The sequence below is a fragment of the Sphingomonas yunnanensis genome (assembly GCF_019898765.1).
Classification (GTDB): domain Bacteria; phylum Pseudomonadota; class Alphaproteobacteria; order Sphingomonadales; family Sphingomonadaceae; genus Sphingomonas; species Sphingomonas yunnanensis.
In genome coordinates this window covers 143,142-155,995 of sequence record NZ_JAIOKB010000003.1, presented here as the reverse complement: position 1 = coordinate 155,995, position 12,854 = coordinate 143,142, and the positions used below count along the sequence as shown (strand labels likewise).

Annotated in this window: 10 protein-coding genes, 1 tRNA gene and 1 pseudogene; 1 reads left to right on the top strand and 11 read right to left on the bottom strand. The window is 68.9% G+C overall.

Annotation, left to right across the window (positions count from 1 at the left end):
- Positions 1–11: 11 nt before the first annotated feature.
- From K7957_RS10475 to K7957_RS10430, 10 genes and pseudogenes are all read right to left on the bottom strand, one after another.
- Positions 12–200, bottom strand: coding sequence for a type II toxin-antitoxin system ParD family antitoxin (locus tag K7957_RS10475; RefSeq protein ID WP_223011940.1), 189 nt, complete (start codon positions 198–200; stop codon positions 12–14).
- 218 nt (positions 201–418) lie between these two features.
- Positions 419–1,089 (bottom strand): annotated as a pseudogene (locus tag K7957_RS10470) (IS6 family transposase).
- A gap of 492 nt (positions 1,090–1,581) precedes the next feature.
- Positions 1,582–1,672, bottom strand: a tRNA-Ser gene (locus K7957_RS10465).
- A gap of 73 nt (positions 1,673–1,745) precedes the next feature.
- Positions 1,746–2,336: an ABC-type transport auxiliary lipoprotein family protein gene (locus tag K7957_RS10460; protein WP_425517199.1), complete on the bottom strand. Its 591-nt coding sequence runs from the start codon at positions 2,334–2,336 to the stop codon at positions 1,746–1,748.
- Positions 2,337–2,347: 11 nt separating this feature from the next.
- Positions 2,348–3,310 carry an MlaD family protein gene (locus K7957_RS10455; RefSeq protein WP_223011938.1) on the bottom strand — a complete coding sequence of 321 codons (963 nt, stop codon included), beginning with the start codon at positions 3,308–3,310 and terminating at the stop codon, positions 2,348–2,350.
- Positions 3,310–4,239 (bottom strand): ABC transporter ATP-binding protein, encoded by a 930-nt coding sequence (locus K7957_RS10450; protein ID WP_223011937.1) that lies wholly within the window; start codon positions 4,237–4,239, stop codon positions 3,310–3,312. The genes K7957_RS10455 and K7957_RS10450 overlap by 1 nt, the downstream gene beginning before the upstream one ends.
- Positions 4,239–5,348: an ABC transporter permease gene (locus K7957_RS10445; RefSeq protein ID WP_223011936.1), complete on the bottom strand. Its 1,110-nt coding sequence runs from the start codon at positions 5,346–5,348 to the stop codon at positions 4,239–4,241. The genes K7957_RS10450 and K7957_RS10445 overlap by 1 nt, the downstream gene beginning before the upstream one ends.
- Positions 5,349–5,569: 221 nt before the next feature.
- Complete coding sequence (locus tag K7957_RS10440) at positions 5,570–6,775, bottom strand: DUF445 domain-containing protein (protein WP_223012245.1); 1,206 nt, start codon at positions 6,773–6,775, stop codon at positions 5,570–5,572.
- 321 nt (positions 6,776–7,096) lie between these two features.
- On the bottom strand, positions 7,097–10,306 hold the full coding sequence (locus tag K7957_RS10435) for an efflux RND transporter permease subunit (RefSeq protein ID WP_223011935.1): 3,210 nt from the start codon (positions 10,304–10,306) through the stop codon (positions 7,097–7,099).
- A gap of 16 nt (positions 10,307–10,322) precedes the next feature.
- Complete coding sequence (locus K7957_RS10430; RefSeq protein ID WP_223011934.1) at positions 10,323–11,492, bottom strand: efflux RND transporter periplasmic adaptor subunit; 1,170 nt, start codon at positions 11,490–11,492, stop codon at positions 10,323–10,325.
- Positions 11,493–11,660: 168 nt separating this feature from the next.
- Here K7957_RS10430 and K7957_RS10425 point away from each other — a divergent pair, with 168 nt between their 5' ends.
- Complete coding sequence (locus tag K7957_RS10425) at positions 11,661–12,389, top strand: SIMPL domain-containing protein (RefSeq protein WP_223011933.1); 729 nt, start codon at positions 11,661–11,663, stop codon at positions 12,387–12,389.
- Between the two features lie 156 nt (positions 12,390–12,545).
- On the opposite strand, the gene K7957_RS10420 is transcribed toward K7957_RS10425, so the two are convergent.
- Positions 12,546–12,803 (bottom strand): GlsB/YeaQ/YmgE family stress response membrane protein, encoded by a 258-nt coding sequence (locus tag K7957_RS10420; RefSeq protein ID WP_223011932.1) that lies wholly within the window; start codon positions 12,801–12,803, stop codon positions 12,546–12,548.
- Positions 12,804–12,854 lie beyond the last annotated feature (51 nt).

Here is a 12,854-nt window from a genome sequence, read left to right as displayed (position 1 = left end):
GCTGTCCTTTGTCATTGTCCGACCCGCGCCTGGACAAGCGTCTGGTCGACAGCCCTGTCCCGCTGCTGCTCCTGCAACGCGCGTAGCGCGTTACGTACAACCTCGCTGGCGCTGCGATAGCGGCCGGAGGCAACCTGCGCGGAGATCCATTCGCATAGCTCAGGGGTGAGCGAGACGTTGAGACTAGATGGCGAAGGCATCGGCGCCAGATACTGGTCCGGCTTGCGGGTGTCAAAGACTGTTACCTTATGCGTTCGCCAACGTGCTTGATGGAAGCGTGGGGGTCGCGGGCGGCCGCTGGCCTCAATAACGCTCAGGCATAACTCCGTGAGAAACGGAACGAGCGGTTGGGCCGCTGCTGTCAGTCTAATGCGAACTCGTCTCTATACGATGCATTCCGACCATCGTAGGCGGCGGGTCAGCTGGCGAGCGCCTGCCACTCTGCGAGCGCCGCGGAGCGGCGCTGCTTGTAGGTCTGCCTGTCAACGAGGTGACGTTCGTGGTTGAAGTGGTTGTGGACGTTGGCGTGGACCGAGGCGAACTTCTGTAGCGTGCGCATCTGCCGGAACCGCAGCATCGCCCGCTCTCGTCGCCTGAACGGCAGGTGAGAGTTCTCGACCCGATTGTTGGCCCAGCGACCCACCTCCTGCTTCTCGCGGCTGCCTAGCTCCGTCAGTGCAGCACCGTAGGAGCGCAGACCGTCGGTGGTGATCGCCTCAGGCGAGCCGTGGCGCTTGAGCGCTCTCTTCATGAAGGCGAGCGCCGCCTTCTTGTCGCGTGCCTTGGTGACGTAACTCTCGAGGATCTCGCCCTCGTGATCGACGGCGCGCCACAGGTAGACCATCTCGCCGTTCAGCTTCACGTACATTCCGTCCAGGTGACAGCGCCAATGGCGGAAGCCGCGCATCCGGCTCACCCGCTGGCGCCGCACCTCGCCCGCGAACAGCGGACCCAACCTGTTCCACCACAGCCTCACCGTCTCGTGGCAGATGTCGATCCCGCGCTCGAACAGCAGGTCCTCGACCGGATCACCTCGGGCGACGAGTTGAAGTAGCGGAATGGCGAGGCGGGCTTGCGCGGGCGGGGCATGTGCCCTTCCTACCCCGCCGCCCATGGCCGGTGCATTAGCTTTGACAAAGCCGCCCGACAACCTCGGATAAATGTGTGCCTCACTGAGCGAGGGCGCAAGAGAAATTTTGACGCTTCACCGGCCTTTTAACTGAAGCCGGTTCTTGCCTAAATACGACGTAATTAGCCGCCTGTTACGCCTCGTCTCTCGCAGTCATACGCACCTACTCGCACCATCAGAAAAGCGCAGATAACTGCGACATTCGCCGACGCGAGCGGCTCTCGCCAACTGGCCGAGTGAGCGAAACTAGATAAATTGCCGAACTGAAAGCTGGTGTCCCGAGCCGAGGGAGAACCGTACCGGCCAGCCTCGCTCCGGAGAATGTCGGCGTGAATCACCACGACATGCCCCTGCCTAACCTTCTCCGCGCTACCGAGAAGCGCACGTCGCCCCGCGGAAACGCGCCATTTCAGCGAGGAGGGTCGAAAAAGTCGAGGAAGTCTCAGACTGGGTGGCGGAGCGGGAGGGATTCGAACCCTCGATACGCTTTTGGCGTATACTCACTTTCCAGGCGAGCGCCTTCGACCACTCGGCCACCGCTCCGCATACCCGGGAGCCCGCCCGCCTAGAGGCTCGCGCGCCGGCGCGCAAGCCGCCTCGCACGCGGGCGGGTGGATCAGCGCTGCCCCGCCGCCCAGTCGGCGACCTGCTGCGCCACCTGGTTGGCCGCCTGGCTCAGCGCCGGGCCGGCCGACGACGCGTCGATCGCCGCGACCGGGACGCGCGCCTCGAAGCGCCGCTTCTCGACATTGGTCGCGCCCGCGGGGGTCAGCGCGGCGTCATACACCACCACCGCCTGCCGCTGCGTCGCGTCGAGACCGAACCAGCGAAGCTCGCCCGCCAGGCTGGCACTGGGATCGCTGAACGACTGCGCCGGCGACAGCACCACCATATTCGCGCGCGCGGTTACCGTGTCGGCGAGCAGCCGCGCGAAGAGGCGCGCGGGCGGCTCCGCCCATTGCGCGTCCTTGACATAGGCGATCGTCGTGTCGGTCTCCTGCACCGGCACGCGCGTGGTCGCGATCGCGGTCGGCGCCGAGGGCACTTGCACCACGATCGAGCGCGCCGAGGCGGAGTTCTGCGCCGTGCCGGGCTGCGGCTGCGACTGGGCCGCGATCGTCAGCAGCGAGGGCGGCGGCTCGGCACCGAACCGCACGCAACCCGCCAGCAGCATCGGCACCGCCGCCACGAGGAAAGTCCTGGCCACCGATCGCACGATCATTTCCCCTTGTAGTCCGGCAGCTTCTGTTGCCCGATCAGGGAGCCGGCGCCGCCCTGTTCGACTCGTTCGGAGATCGCCGACAGCGACGCGGTGGTGACGCGCAGGTCGCGCACCAGCTGGTTGATCTGCGGGATCGTCTGCTTGCTGAAGGTGGTCAGCCCCGGCCGCGCGTCACCGATCGCGGAGTTGAGCGTGTCCGCGCTAGCCTGTGCCGAGGTGATCGCCTTGTTCAGATTCGCCATCGCGGGCTGCACGTCATTGGCGAGCACGCCGTTGGTGGTCTGCGCGAGCGCACCGATCTGCTGCGCCGCGTTGCCGGCCTGCGCGATCGCGACGCGGGTCTGCGCCAAGGTCGCGGCGATCTCCGGGCCGCGGTCGGCGAGCGCGTCGGTCAGCCGGTTGGTATTGTCGAGGATACCGGCGATCGACGCCTGGTTGCGATCGCTCAGCATGCCGGTGAGGCGCTCGGTCAGCGTCGAGAGGCGTTCCAGCAGCTGCGGCGCGGAATTGAGGATCGCGCCGATGCCGCCGGTCTTGGTCGGGATCACCGGCTTGCCGAGGGGGCAGACGTTGCCCGCGTTGTTCTCCGGGCAGGCGATCGGCGGGGCACCCTTGACCGCGCCGTCCAGGCTGACCGTGCTGGTGCCGGTGAAGCTGCCCTGGATCGTCGCGGTGGTACCGCGCAGGATCGGCGTATCACCGTTGACGCTGATGCGGACGCGGACGAACTGCGGATCGGGCTGCCACAACGAGATCGACTTCACCTGCCCCGACGGCACGCCCGAGAAGGTGACCGACGAGCCCTTGGCGAGGCCGTCGACCGCCTGGCGGAAGAAGATGTCATATTCGCGCTCCTCGGTGCCGCCGATCCGCGCGATCCACACCGTGAAGATGGCGACCATCGCCAGCAGGATCAGCACGACGGCGCCGACGAGGACGTGATTCGATCGCGTTTCCATCACTCTGCCCCTGCGGCCCCGCGGGCCCTGTTGTCGGCGAGGCCGCCCTGGCTGTGCTGCCCGGTGACTCGCTCGCTCACGTCGGTCGGGTGCGCGCGCGCGTCGGCGTCGGCGGAGTCGACCCGCTCCGCCGCCGCGCTCTGGGCGGCGACCGCGGCGCGCCCGCGCGGCCCGTTGAAATATTCCTGGATCCAGGGGTGATCGAGCGCGAGCAGCTCGTCGATCGTGCCCACCGCGATCACCCTTTTGTCGGCGAGCACCGCGACGCGGTCGCAGATCGCGTACAGGGTGTCGAGGTCATGCGTGATCAGGAAGACGGTGAGGCCCAGCGTCTTCTGCAGCGCGCGGGTGAGCTCATCGAAGGCCGCCGCACCGATCGGGTCGAGCCCGGCGGTGGGCTCGTCGAGGAACAGCAGCTCGGGATCGAGCGCCAGCGCGCGCGCGAGGCCCGCGCGCTTCTTCATGCCGCCCGACAGCTCGGCCGGATATTTCGGTCCGGCGTCGGCTGGCAGGCCCGTCATGACCACCTTGTACGAGGCGATCTCGTCGAGCAGCGCGAGATCGAGCTCGGGGTAGAATTCGCGCAGCGGCACCTGCACGTTCTCGGCCACGGTCAGCGTCGAGAACAGAGCGCCACCCTGGAACAGCACGCCCCAGCGCTTGCGGATCTCCACCGTCTCATGCTCGGAGCGGCCGAGCGTGGGCTCGCCGAATACCTCGACCTCGCCGCGGTCGGGCGACTGCAGCCCGATGATCGAGCGCATCAGCACCGACTTACCCGTGCCCGATCCACCCACCACGCCGAGGATCTCGCCGCGGCGCACGTCGAGGTCGAGGTTGTCGTGGATCACCGCGTCGCCGAAGCTGTTGCGCAGCCCCTGCACGCGGATGATCGGCTCGTCGCGCCGGTGGATGTCGCGCCGCGCCATCAGATCCAGCCGATCTGTTCGAAGAAGACCGCGAAGAAGGCGTCGACCACGATCACCATGAAGATCGCCTGCACGACCGCCGAGGTGGTCTTGAGGCCGACCTGCTCGGCGTCGCCCTTGACCTGCATACCCTGGAAACAGCCCGCGATCGCGATGATCGCGCCGAACACCGGCGCCTTGATCAGCCCGACGAACAGGTCGGTGATCGGCACCACCTCGCGGATCCGCGCGACATAAGCGACGGGCGGTATGTCGAGCGCGAACCAGCAGAGCAGTCCGCCGCCGATGATCGACAGCACGGAAGCGTAGAAGCCCAGCAACGGCATCAGCACGATCGCGGCGACCGTGCGCGGCAGTACCAGCGCCTCCATCGGCGAGACGCCGATCGTGCGCATGGCGTCGATCTCCTCGGTCAGCTGCATCGTGCCGAGCTGCGCCGCGAAGGCCGAGCCGGAGCGCCCCGCCACCATGATCGCGGTCATCAACACGCCGAGTTCGCGCAGCGTGATGCGGCCGACGAGATTGATCGTGAACGCCTCCGCACCGAACTGGCGCAGCTGCACCGCGCCCTGCTGCGCGATGACGATGCCGATCAGAAAGCTCATCAGCCCGATGATGCCGAGCGCCGAGACGCCGACCACCTCGAAACGCTGGACGGTCGCATTGAAGCGGAAACGACTGGGATGCCGGATCACGCCGCCGAAGGCGATCAGCGTCGCCCCCATGAAGCCGAGCAGCCCGAGCGAGGTGCGCGCGGCGTTGGTCGACGCCTCGCCGATCTCGCCGAGCACGCGACGGAATGACGAGCCCGACTGCGGCCGCATCTGCACCGGCTGGTCGGCCGCCTCGACCTGCTCGAACAGGTGACGCGCGTCGTCGTCGAGCCCTTCGATCGTCGCGTCGTGCTGGCGCGCGAAGCGGTGGATCACCCAGGCGCCAATCGTGTCGATCCGGTCGACCTCGGAGAGATCGACGGTCGTGACGTTACCCTGCACCTGGCCGAGCCGGTCGGGCAGGTTGCCCAGCCGCGCCAGCGACAGGTCGCCGGTGAAGCGCAGCACGGGCGCCTGCCCGTCTCTTTCCTCGCTGAAATCAGCTGCCGCGGTCATCTTTTATCCCATGCGGCAAAGCTCATGTCGCCACAAGCGTTCCGGAGCAATGTTCGTTCCGCGGGCGTATCTCTCGGAGGTGGGAAGTGAGTGACGCCCAACACCTTTCGTCGCCGTTCCCCGGCGTAGGCCGGGGCCAGGCGGGCAGGCGGTGGTGAGATCCAGGAACGTCACCCGACGGGGCCCGGCTTTCGCCGGAGAACCGCGCCGCTCCCTCGCCCTCACAACAATATGTCGACCGCGTGGATCAGCACGCCGACCAGGCCACCTACCAGGGTCCCATTGACCCGGATGAATTGCAGGTCCTTGCCCACCGCATGCTCCAGCCGCGCGGTGATCGTCCGCGAATCCCAGCCGCGCACCGTCTCGGACACCAGCCGAACGATCGAGTCGCCATAGTCCGCCGCGGCCCCCACCGCGGCGCGACGCACGAAGCGGTTGATCGTGCGCCCCAGCCGCGGCTCGTCGCGCAGCGTCGCGCCGAGCTGGCGCAGCGCGTCGCCCAGCCCGCCGCGCAGGATCGCCTCGGGGTCGCGCGCGGCGCGCAGCATCGCCGCGCGCGCCTGCTCCCACAGGCCGTTGATCCAGTCCTGCATCGCCGGGTTCTCGAGCAGCTCGAGCTTGAGCGTCTCGACTCGCGCGTGCATCGCGGGATCGTGCTGGAGCCGCTCGGCGAGCTGCGCGAGTCCGTCCTCGGCCTTGAGGCGAAGCGGGTGCTCGCGGTTCTCCGCCATCTCCGCGACCATCTTGTCGAGCCCGTCGATGATCTTGTTCGCGAGCGTCTCGTCGAGACCGGTCCAGCGCAGGATCGAGCCGGCGCGGTCGTGCACCATCGCGCGGACGAGATGCTCGTTGCTGGCGAGCGCGTCGCGCGCCCAGAAGATCAGACTGTCGATCACTGCCAGGTGGCGCCCCTCGGCCAGTGCGGCGGCGAGCGCGCGGCCCAGCATCGGCGCGAGCCGCGCCTCGCGCACGCGCGCCACCAGCATCGCGCGCACCATGCCGCCGAGCCGCTCCTGGTCGAGCGACTGGAGCACCTCGACGGAGAGTCGCGACACGCCGCGCGTCAGCCGGCTGCCCGCGCCCGGCGGGTTGGCGAGCCAGCGCCCGGCCGCCCCGGCGACGTCGACCCGACCCATCCGTCGCGCCACCACCGCGGGCACGAGGAAATATTCGCGCAGGAACTGGGCGAGCTGGTCGCCGATCCGGTCCTTGTTGCGCGGTATGATCGCGGTGTGGGGGATCGGCAGCCCGAGCGGGTGGCGGAACAGCGCGGTCACCGCGAACCAGTCGGCCAGACCGCCCACCATCGCCGCCTCGGCGAAAGCGCGGACGAAGCCCCAGGCGCCGTGCCGCGGCTCGAGCGCGCGCGAGGCGAGGAAGATACCCGCCATCAGGACGAGCAGCCCGGTCGCGACCAGCCGCATCCGCACCAGGGCGGGCGGCGGCGCGGTAGATCGGGCAAGCGCTGGCATCAGCGGGACAATCCGTGAGCGACGCGAATGTTCAAGCGATGAGTGGCTTGGTCGAGGCCGGACCGCTCACGCAGCGCGCAGGCGTTCACGGTTAGGCCACGCCGACCTTCCTCGCCGAGCGAGCGTCATTCTGCCTGCTCCCCGCTCTCCCGTCCCCCGGCGGTGGCCGGGGCCCAGGTGGGAAGGCCCGTGCAGCCGCCACTCGCGTCGCCCAACTGGACCCCGGCCTTCGCCGGGGAACGGAGCGGCCAGAATGGCGATCGACCTCCCCCCTCACTCCGCCGGGCTGGTGCCGTCCTCGTGGAAGCCGATCCGTCCCGACGGCGCGGGGATGGCGGGATGCGGCGCGTGCTCGATCAGCGTGCCCTCGTCGCCCGGGCGATAGGTGAGCAGGCGGCGGCCGAGCCACGGCCCGACGCGGCGCTCCACCCCGATCGCCAGCGAGAAGGCCGCGGGCACGATCAGCAGCGTCAGCATGGTCGAGACCGTCAGCCCGCCGATCACGACGATCCCCATCGGCGCGCGCCACGCGCCGTCGCCCGACAGCGACAGCGCGGTCGGCACCATGCCCGCGACCATCGCGACGGTCGTCATCACGATCGGCTGCGCGCGCTTGCGTCCGGCGTCGACGATCGCCGCGTAGGGCGCCACGCCCGCCGCCATCTCCTCGAGCGCGAAGTCGATCAGCAGGATCGAGTTCTTGGCGACGATGCCGAGCAGCATCAGCAGCCCGATGAACACCGGCATCGACAGCGCATCGCCCGAGATCAGCAGCGCCAGCAGCCCGCCCAGCGGCGCGAGCAGCAGCGAGCCCATGTTGACCAACGGCGGCAGCAGCCGGCGATACAGCAGCACCAGCACCGAGAAGACCAGGAACACGCCCGACACCACCGCGGTGATGAAGTTCATCAGCATCTCGAGCTGCCACTTGGCCTGGCCGACGTTGAGCTCCTGCACGCCCACCGGCAGCGACTTCATCGCGGGCAGCTGCTTGATCTTGGGCAGTGCGACGCTGGTCGCCACGCCGGGCTGGAGATCGGCGCCGATGGTGAGCTGGCGCTGCTGGTTGATCCGCTGGATGCGGGTCGGGCCCGAGCCGAAGCCGATCTCGGCGACCAGGCTGAGTGGCACCGAGCCGCCGCTCTGCGTCTGCACCGGCAGGTTCTGGATCGTCGCCAGTCGCGAGCGCGAGCTCTGCTCGAGCGCGACACGAATCGGGATCTGCCGGTCGCTCAGCGAGAAGCGCGCGCTGTTCTGGTCGATGTCGCCGATCGTGGCGATGCGGATCGCGTTGGACAGAGCCGCGGTGGTCACGCCCAGGTTGGCGGCGAGGTCGGAGCGCGGCTTGATGATGATCTCGGGCCGGTTGAGGTCGCCCGCGATGCGCGGCGCGATCAGCCCCGGCATTCTCGCCATGTCCTGGACGACCCGGTCGGCGGCCTGGCGCAATACGACCGGATCGTCGCCGCCGAGCGTCACCGATATGTCGCGGTTGTTGTCGCCGAAGCCGAACTGCGACTGGAAGTTGACGCGCGCGTCGGCGATCTTGGCGAGCTGGGGCGCCAGACCGCGCTCGAACTCGGTCGAGGTCTTGTCGCGCTTCTCGCGCAGCTGCGCGGTGACGCGGCCCGAGCCCACCAAGGTGCGGGTGTAGACGCTCTCCACCTCGGGCTGCTTGCGGATCAGCTCATAGACCTGGTCGACCACGCCCTGGGTGGTCTCCAGCGTGCTGCCCGGCGGCATGGTGATCGTCACCGTGCTGCGCGGCTGGTCCGACGCGGGCTGGAACGACATCGGGATCTGCGTGAACAGGAAGAGCGTGAAGAGGAACGCGCCCACCCCCATCATCACGACCCACAGACGATGGTCGCGCCAGTAGCCAAAAGCGCGATGCACCCCGCCCTTGGCACGCGCCACGGGCGCGCCGCCCTCGTCGAGCGTCCAGGCGAGCACGCGCTGGTAGAAGCTCATCACCGGCCCGCCGCCATGCTCGACATGGCCGCCGGCGCGCAGGAAATAGGCCGCGATCATCGGCGTGATCAGTCGCGCGACGGCGAGGCTCATGAGCACCGCCACCACCACGGTGAGCCCGAAATTCTTGAAGAACTGCCCCGAGATGCCCGGCATCAACCCGACCGGCAGGAACACCCCGACGATCGCCATCGTCGTCGCCAGCACCGCGAGGCCGATCTCGTCGGCGGCGTCGATCGCCGCCTGATAGGCCGTCTTGCCCATGCGCATGTGCCGGACGATGTTCTCGATCTCGACGATCGCATCGTCGACCAGCACGCCCGCGACGAGGCTCAGCGCCAGCATCGTCATCTCGTTGAGCGTGAAGTTCATCAGCTCCATGAACCAGAAGGTCGGGATGGCCGATAGCGGGATCGCCAGCGCCGAGATCACCGTGGCGCGCCAGTCGCGCAGGAACAGGAACACGACCACCACTGCGAGGATGGCGCCCTCCAGCATCGCGTGGATCGCCGACTTGTACTGCTCCAGCGGATATTTGGAGCCGTCGACGCGGAGCCGGAACTTGACCCTCGGATTGCGCTTCTCGAGCTCCTCGAGCTTCTTCTTGCCCTCGCGGAAAACGGTGACGTCCGACGAGCCCTTGGCGCGCTTGAAGTCGAAGCTCAGCACCGGCTTGCCGTCGACCGCCGCGGCGGAGCGCTGCTCGGCGTAGAGGTCGCGCACCGTGGCGACGTCGGCGAGGCGGATGGTGCGGCCGTCGCCGACGTTGATCTGCGTCTGACCGAGGTCATAGGCGGTGCGCGCGTTGCCCAGCACGCGGACCGACTGTTCGGCGCCCGCGATCTCGGCGCGGCCGCCCGGCGCGTCGAGGTTCACCTGGCGCAGCTGGTTGTTGATCTGGCTCGCGGTGAGCCCCTGCGCCGCCAGCCGGGCGGGATCGAGGATCACGCGGATCTCGCGGCTGACGCCGCCGTTGCGCTCCACCCCGCCCATGCCCGGAACCGAGAGCAGCTCCTTGGTCACGGTGTTGTCGATGTACCAGCTGAGCTGCTCGATCGTCATGTCGGTGGCGATCGCGCTGTAGCTGCCGAGATCATTGTCGTTGATCTTCACGCGGCTAACCTGGGGCTCCAGGATCCCCTCCGGCAGGTTGCCGCGGATCTGCGTGACCGCGTCGCGCGCCTCGTTGACGGCGCGGTCGACCGACTGGCCGATCGCCATCTGCACGATCGTCGTAGAATTGCCCTCGGACACGAACGACTGGATCTCGTCGACGCCCTCCAGCGTGCGCACCGCGGCCTCGATCCGCTGCGTCACCTGGGTCTCGAGCTCGCTCGGCGCGGCGCCCGGCTGGGTGATGGTGATCGACACCGCCGGGAAGTCGATGTCCGGCGAGTCGTTGATGTCCATGCGGATGAAGCTGACGATGCCCGCGACCGTCAGCATCACGAACAGGACGATCGCCGGCACCGGGTTGCGGATCGACCAGGCGGAGATGTTGCGAAAGCCCATGGATCTTGATCCCGCTCTACTGGCCCGCGACTCGCGCCCGCACCGGTTTGACCTTCTGGCCAGGGTTGAGGAACGCGCCCGCCGACTGCACCACGCGCTCGTCGCCCTTGAGCCCGCTGGCGATCGCAACCCGATCCTCGGTCACCGTGCCGAGCTTCACGTCGCGACGCTGCGCGCGATCCTCGGCGTCGACGATGTACACGTAATTGCCGCGGTCGTCGCTCAGCAAAGCGGACTGCGGCAACGACGGCTCGCTCTCCGCGCCCGCGGTGATCGTCGCCGAGGCGAAGCCGCCCGGGCGCAGCGCCGGGTCATAGCTGAGCTGGATGCGCGCGATGCCCTGACGCGTCTGCGTGTCGATCACCGGCGCGATCTGCCATACCCGCCCGGCGAAGGAGCGCGTGTCGCCGACCGGCGTCACCTGCGCCGCGGAGCCGACACGGACGCCCTGCAGGTCGTTCTCGGCGAGCTGCGCGCGCATCTCCATCTCGCCGTCGCGCGCCATGCGGAACAGCGTGCCCGACGCCGAGCTGACGATCTGCCCCGGCTCGACGCCGCGGGTGAGGATCAGCCCTGCCGCGGGCGCGCGGATGTCGAGCCGGGCGTTGCGCGCGCGCTGCTCCGAATAGGTCGCGCCCGCCACCTTCAGCCGCGCCGCGGCGGCGTCGCGCGTGGCGATGCGGCGCTGCACGTCGGCCTTGGAGATGAAGCCGCGGTCGACCAGGCTCTGCGCGCGCTCCAGCTCGGCCTGCGCCAGCACCAGGTCGGAGCGCGCCACCGCGATCTGCGAGGAGAGCGACTCGGCGGTCTGCACCTGGACCGAGCGATCGATCGTGGCGAGCACCTGGCCGGCCCGGACCCATTGACCGGGCTCGACCGACACGCGACTGACCATCCCGCCCTCGCCCGCGACGCCGACCGGCATCTCACGTTTGGCGGCGAGCGAGCCGGTCGCGCTGACCTGACGCGCCACCGCCGCCGCGCCCGGCACCAGCACGGTCACGGTGGGCGCCTGATCGCCCGGCGCGGCGTGCGGCGCGTCCTTGTGGCGGGTGAGGAAATAGCCGGCGAGCGCGGCGGCGAGCAAAGCGATGCCAGCGATCAGGATCCAGCGCCGCCGACGTCGCGGCGTGCCGTCCTCGATCATCAGCTGCTCGCCCTGCAGAGTACCAGCCTCGTACGTCATCCATTCCCCTCCGGCCAGCGTGTATTACCCGCATACATCACCGCCTACAAGTCCGGCGCTGCCCGAGCGCGACATTTTGTGCAAGCGACAACGTAAGTTATCACGTTCAGCTTGCGTTCTATCGCGCTCCAACACAGCGAAGTTGCTGTACAACGGGAGATCGAAGCGATGAATCGGGCATTGGTGAGCGCGGCCTTGGCGCTCGTCGCGTTACCCGGATCGGCGATGGCGCAGGCGCCGCTGCCGATGGCGACGGTGGTACCCGAGGGCACGATCCTCGACGTCACCGCGGTCGGCAAGGTCTCGCGCGTGCCCGATCTCGCCACGGTGCGCGCGGGCGTGGTGACGCAGGACGCGGTCGCGGCGACCGCGATGCAGCAGAACGCCGACCGCATGGCGGCCGTGGTCGCCGCGCTGACCAAGGCGGGGATCGCGCCGCGCGATATCGCCACCAGCCGCGTCGCGCTCTCGCCGCAATACCGCTACGCCGAGAACCAGCCGCCCGCGGTCACCGGCTATCAGGCGAGCAACGCGGTGACGGTGCGCTTCCGCGACGTCGCCAAGGCGGGGCCGGTGCTCGACGCGCTGGTGCGCGCCGGCGCCAACCAGATCGACGGGCCGACGCTGTCGCTCGCCGACGCGGCGGGGGCACTCGACGAGGCGCGCGCTGACGCGGTCGCGCGCGCGCGGGCGCGGGCGGCGCTCTACGCCAAGGCGGCCGGCCTGACCGTCGCGCGGATCGTCTCGATCGGGGAGGCCGGCGAGAGCGACGGAGAGCCGCCGCGCCCATTCGCGCAGATGCGCATGGCGGCGGCACCCGCGGCCGCGGACAGCGCGGTCCTGCCCGGCGAGAGCGAGCTGAGCGCGACGCTCAACGTGCGCTTTCTGCTGAAGTGAGGACCCGGGTCCGGTCGACGTCGTGAAGATCCTCCCCGCCAAGCGGGGGGGGATCCAGGCCGCCGTAACGAAAAAGGCGGCCGCCCCGCTTAGGGCGACCGCCTTGATCAGCTCAGCGCGCGCCGCAGGTGCGGCGCCGGCTCAGCGCTCCGGCGCTCAGCGCACCCGGCCGCGACGAACCAGGTTGACGATCGCGAGCAGCACGACCGCGCCGACCAACGAGACCAGGAAAGAATAGATCGTCAGCGGCGCATTGTTGATCGAGCCGCCGGTGAACAGCAGGCCGCCGAGGAACGCACCGACCACGCCGACTACGATGTTCAGGAAGATGCCCTGCTGCGCATCGGTGCGCATGATGATGCTGGCGAGCCAGCCGATGACACCGCCGATGACGAGCCAGATGATGATACCCATGATGTTACTCCCCTGCGATGCGCCCACACGGTGACGGGCTCTGCCGGGGAA

What these genes read in the sequence shown, in the direction of transcription:
- K7957_RS10475 (WP_223011940.1), bottom strand. Translation starts at nt 200, where the DNA reads ATGCCTTCGCCATCTAGTCTCAACGTCTCGCTCACCCCTGAGCTATGC.
- K7957_RS10455 (WP_223011938.1), bottom strand. Translation starts at nt 3,310, where the DNA reads ATGGAAACGCGATCGAATCACGTCCTCGTCGGCGCCGTCGTGCTGATC.
- K7957_RS10450 (WP_223011937.1), bottom strand. Translation starts at nt 4,239, where the DNA reads ATGGCGCGGCGCGACATCCACCGGCGCGACGAGCCGATCATCCGCGTG.
- K7957_RS10445 (WP_223011936.1), bottom strand. Translation starts at nt 5,348, where the DNA reads ATGACCGCGGCAGCTGATTTCAGCGAGGAAAGAGACGGGCAGGCGCCC.
- K7957_RS10440 (WP_223012245.1), bottom strand. Translation starts at nt 6,775, where the DNA reads ATGCGGCTGGTCGCGACCGGGCTGCTCGTCCTGATGGCGGGTATCTTC.
- K7957_RS10435 (WP_223011935.1), bottom strand. Translation starts at nt 10,306, where the DNA reads ATGGGCTTTCGCAACATCTCCGCCTGGTCGATCCGCAACCCGGTGCCG.
- K7957_RS10430 (WP_223011934.1), bottom strand. Translation starts at nt 11,492, where the DNA reads ATGACGTACGAGGCTGGTACTCTGCAGGGCGAGCAGCTGATGATCGAG.
- K7957_RS10425 (WP_223011933.1), top strand. Translation starts at nt 11,661, where the DNA reads ATGAATCGGGCATTGGTGAGCGCGGCCTTGGCGCTCGTCGCGTTACCC.
- K7957_RS10420 (WP_223011932.1), bottom strand. Translation starts at nt 12,803, where the DNA reads ATGGGTATCATCATCTGGCTCGTCATCGGCGGTGTCATCGGCTGGCTC.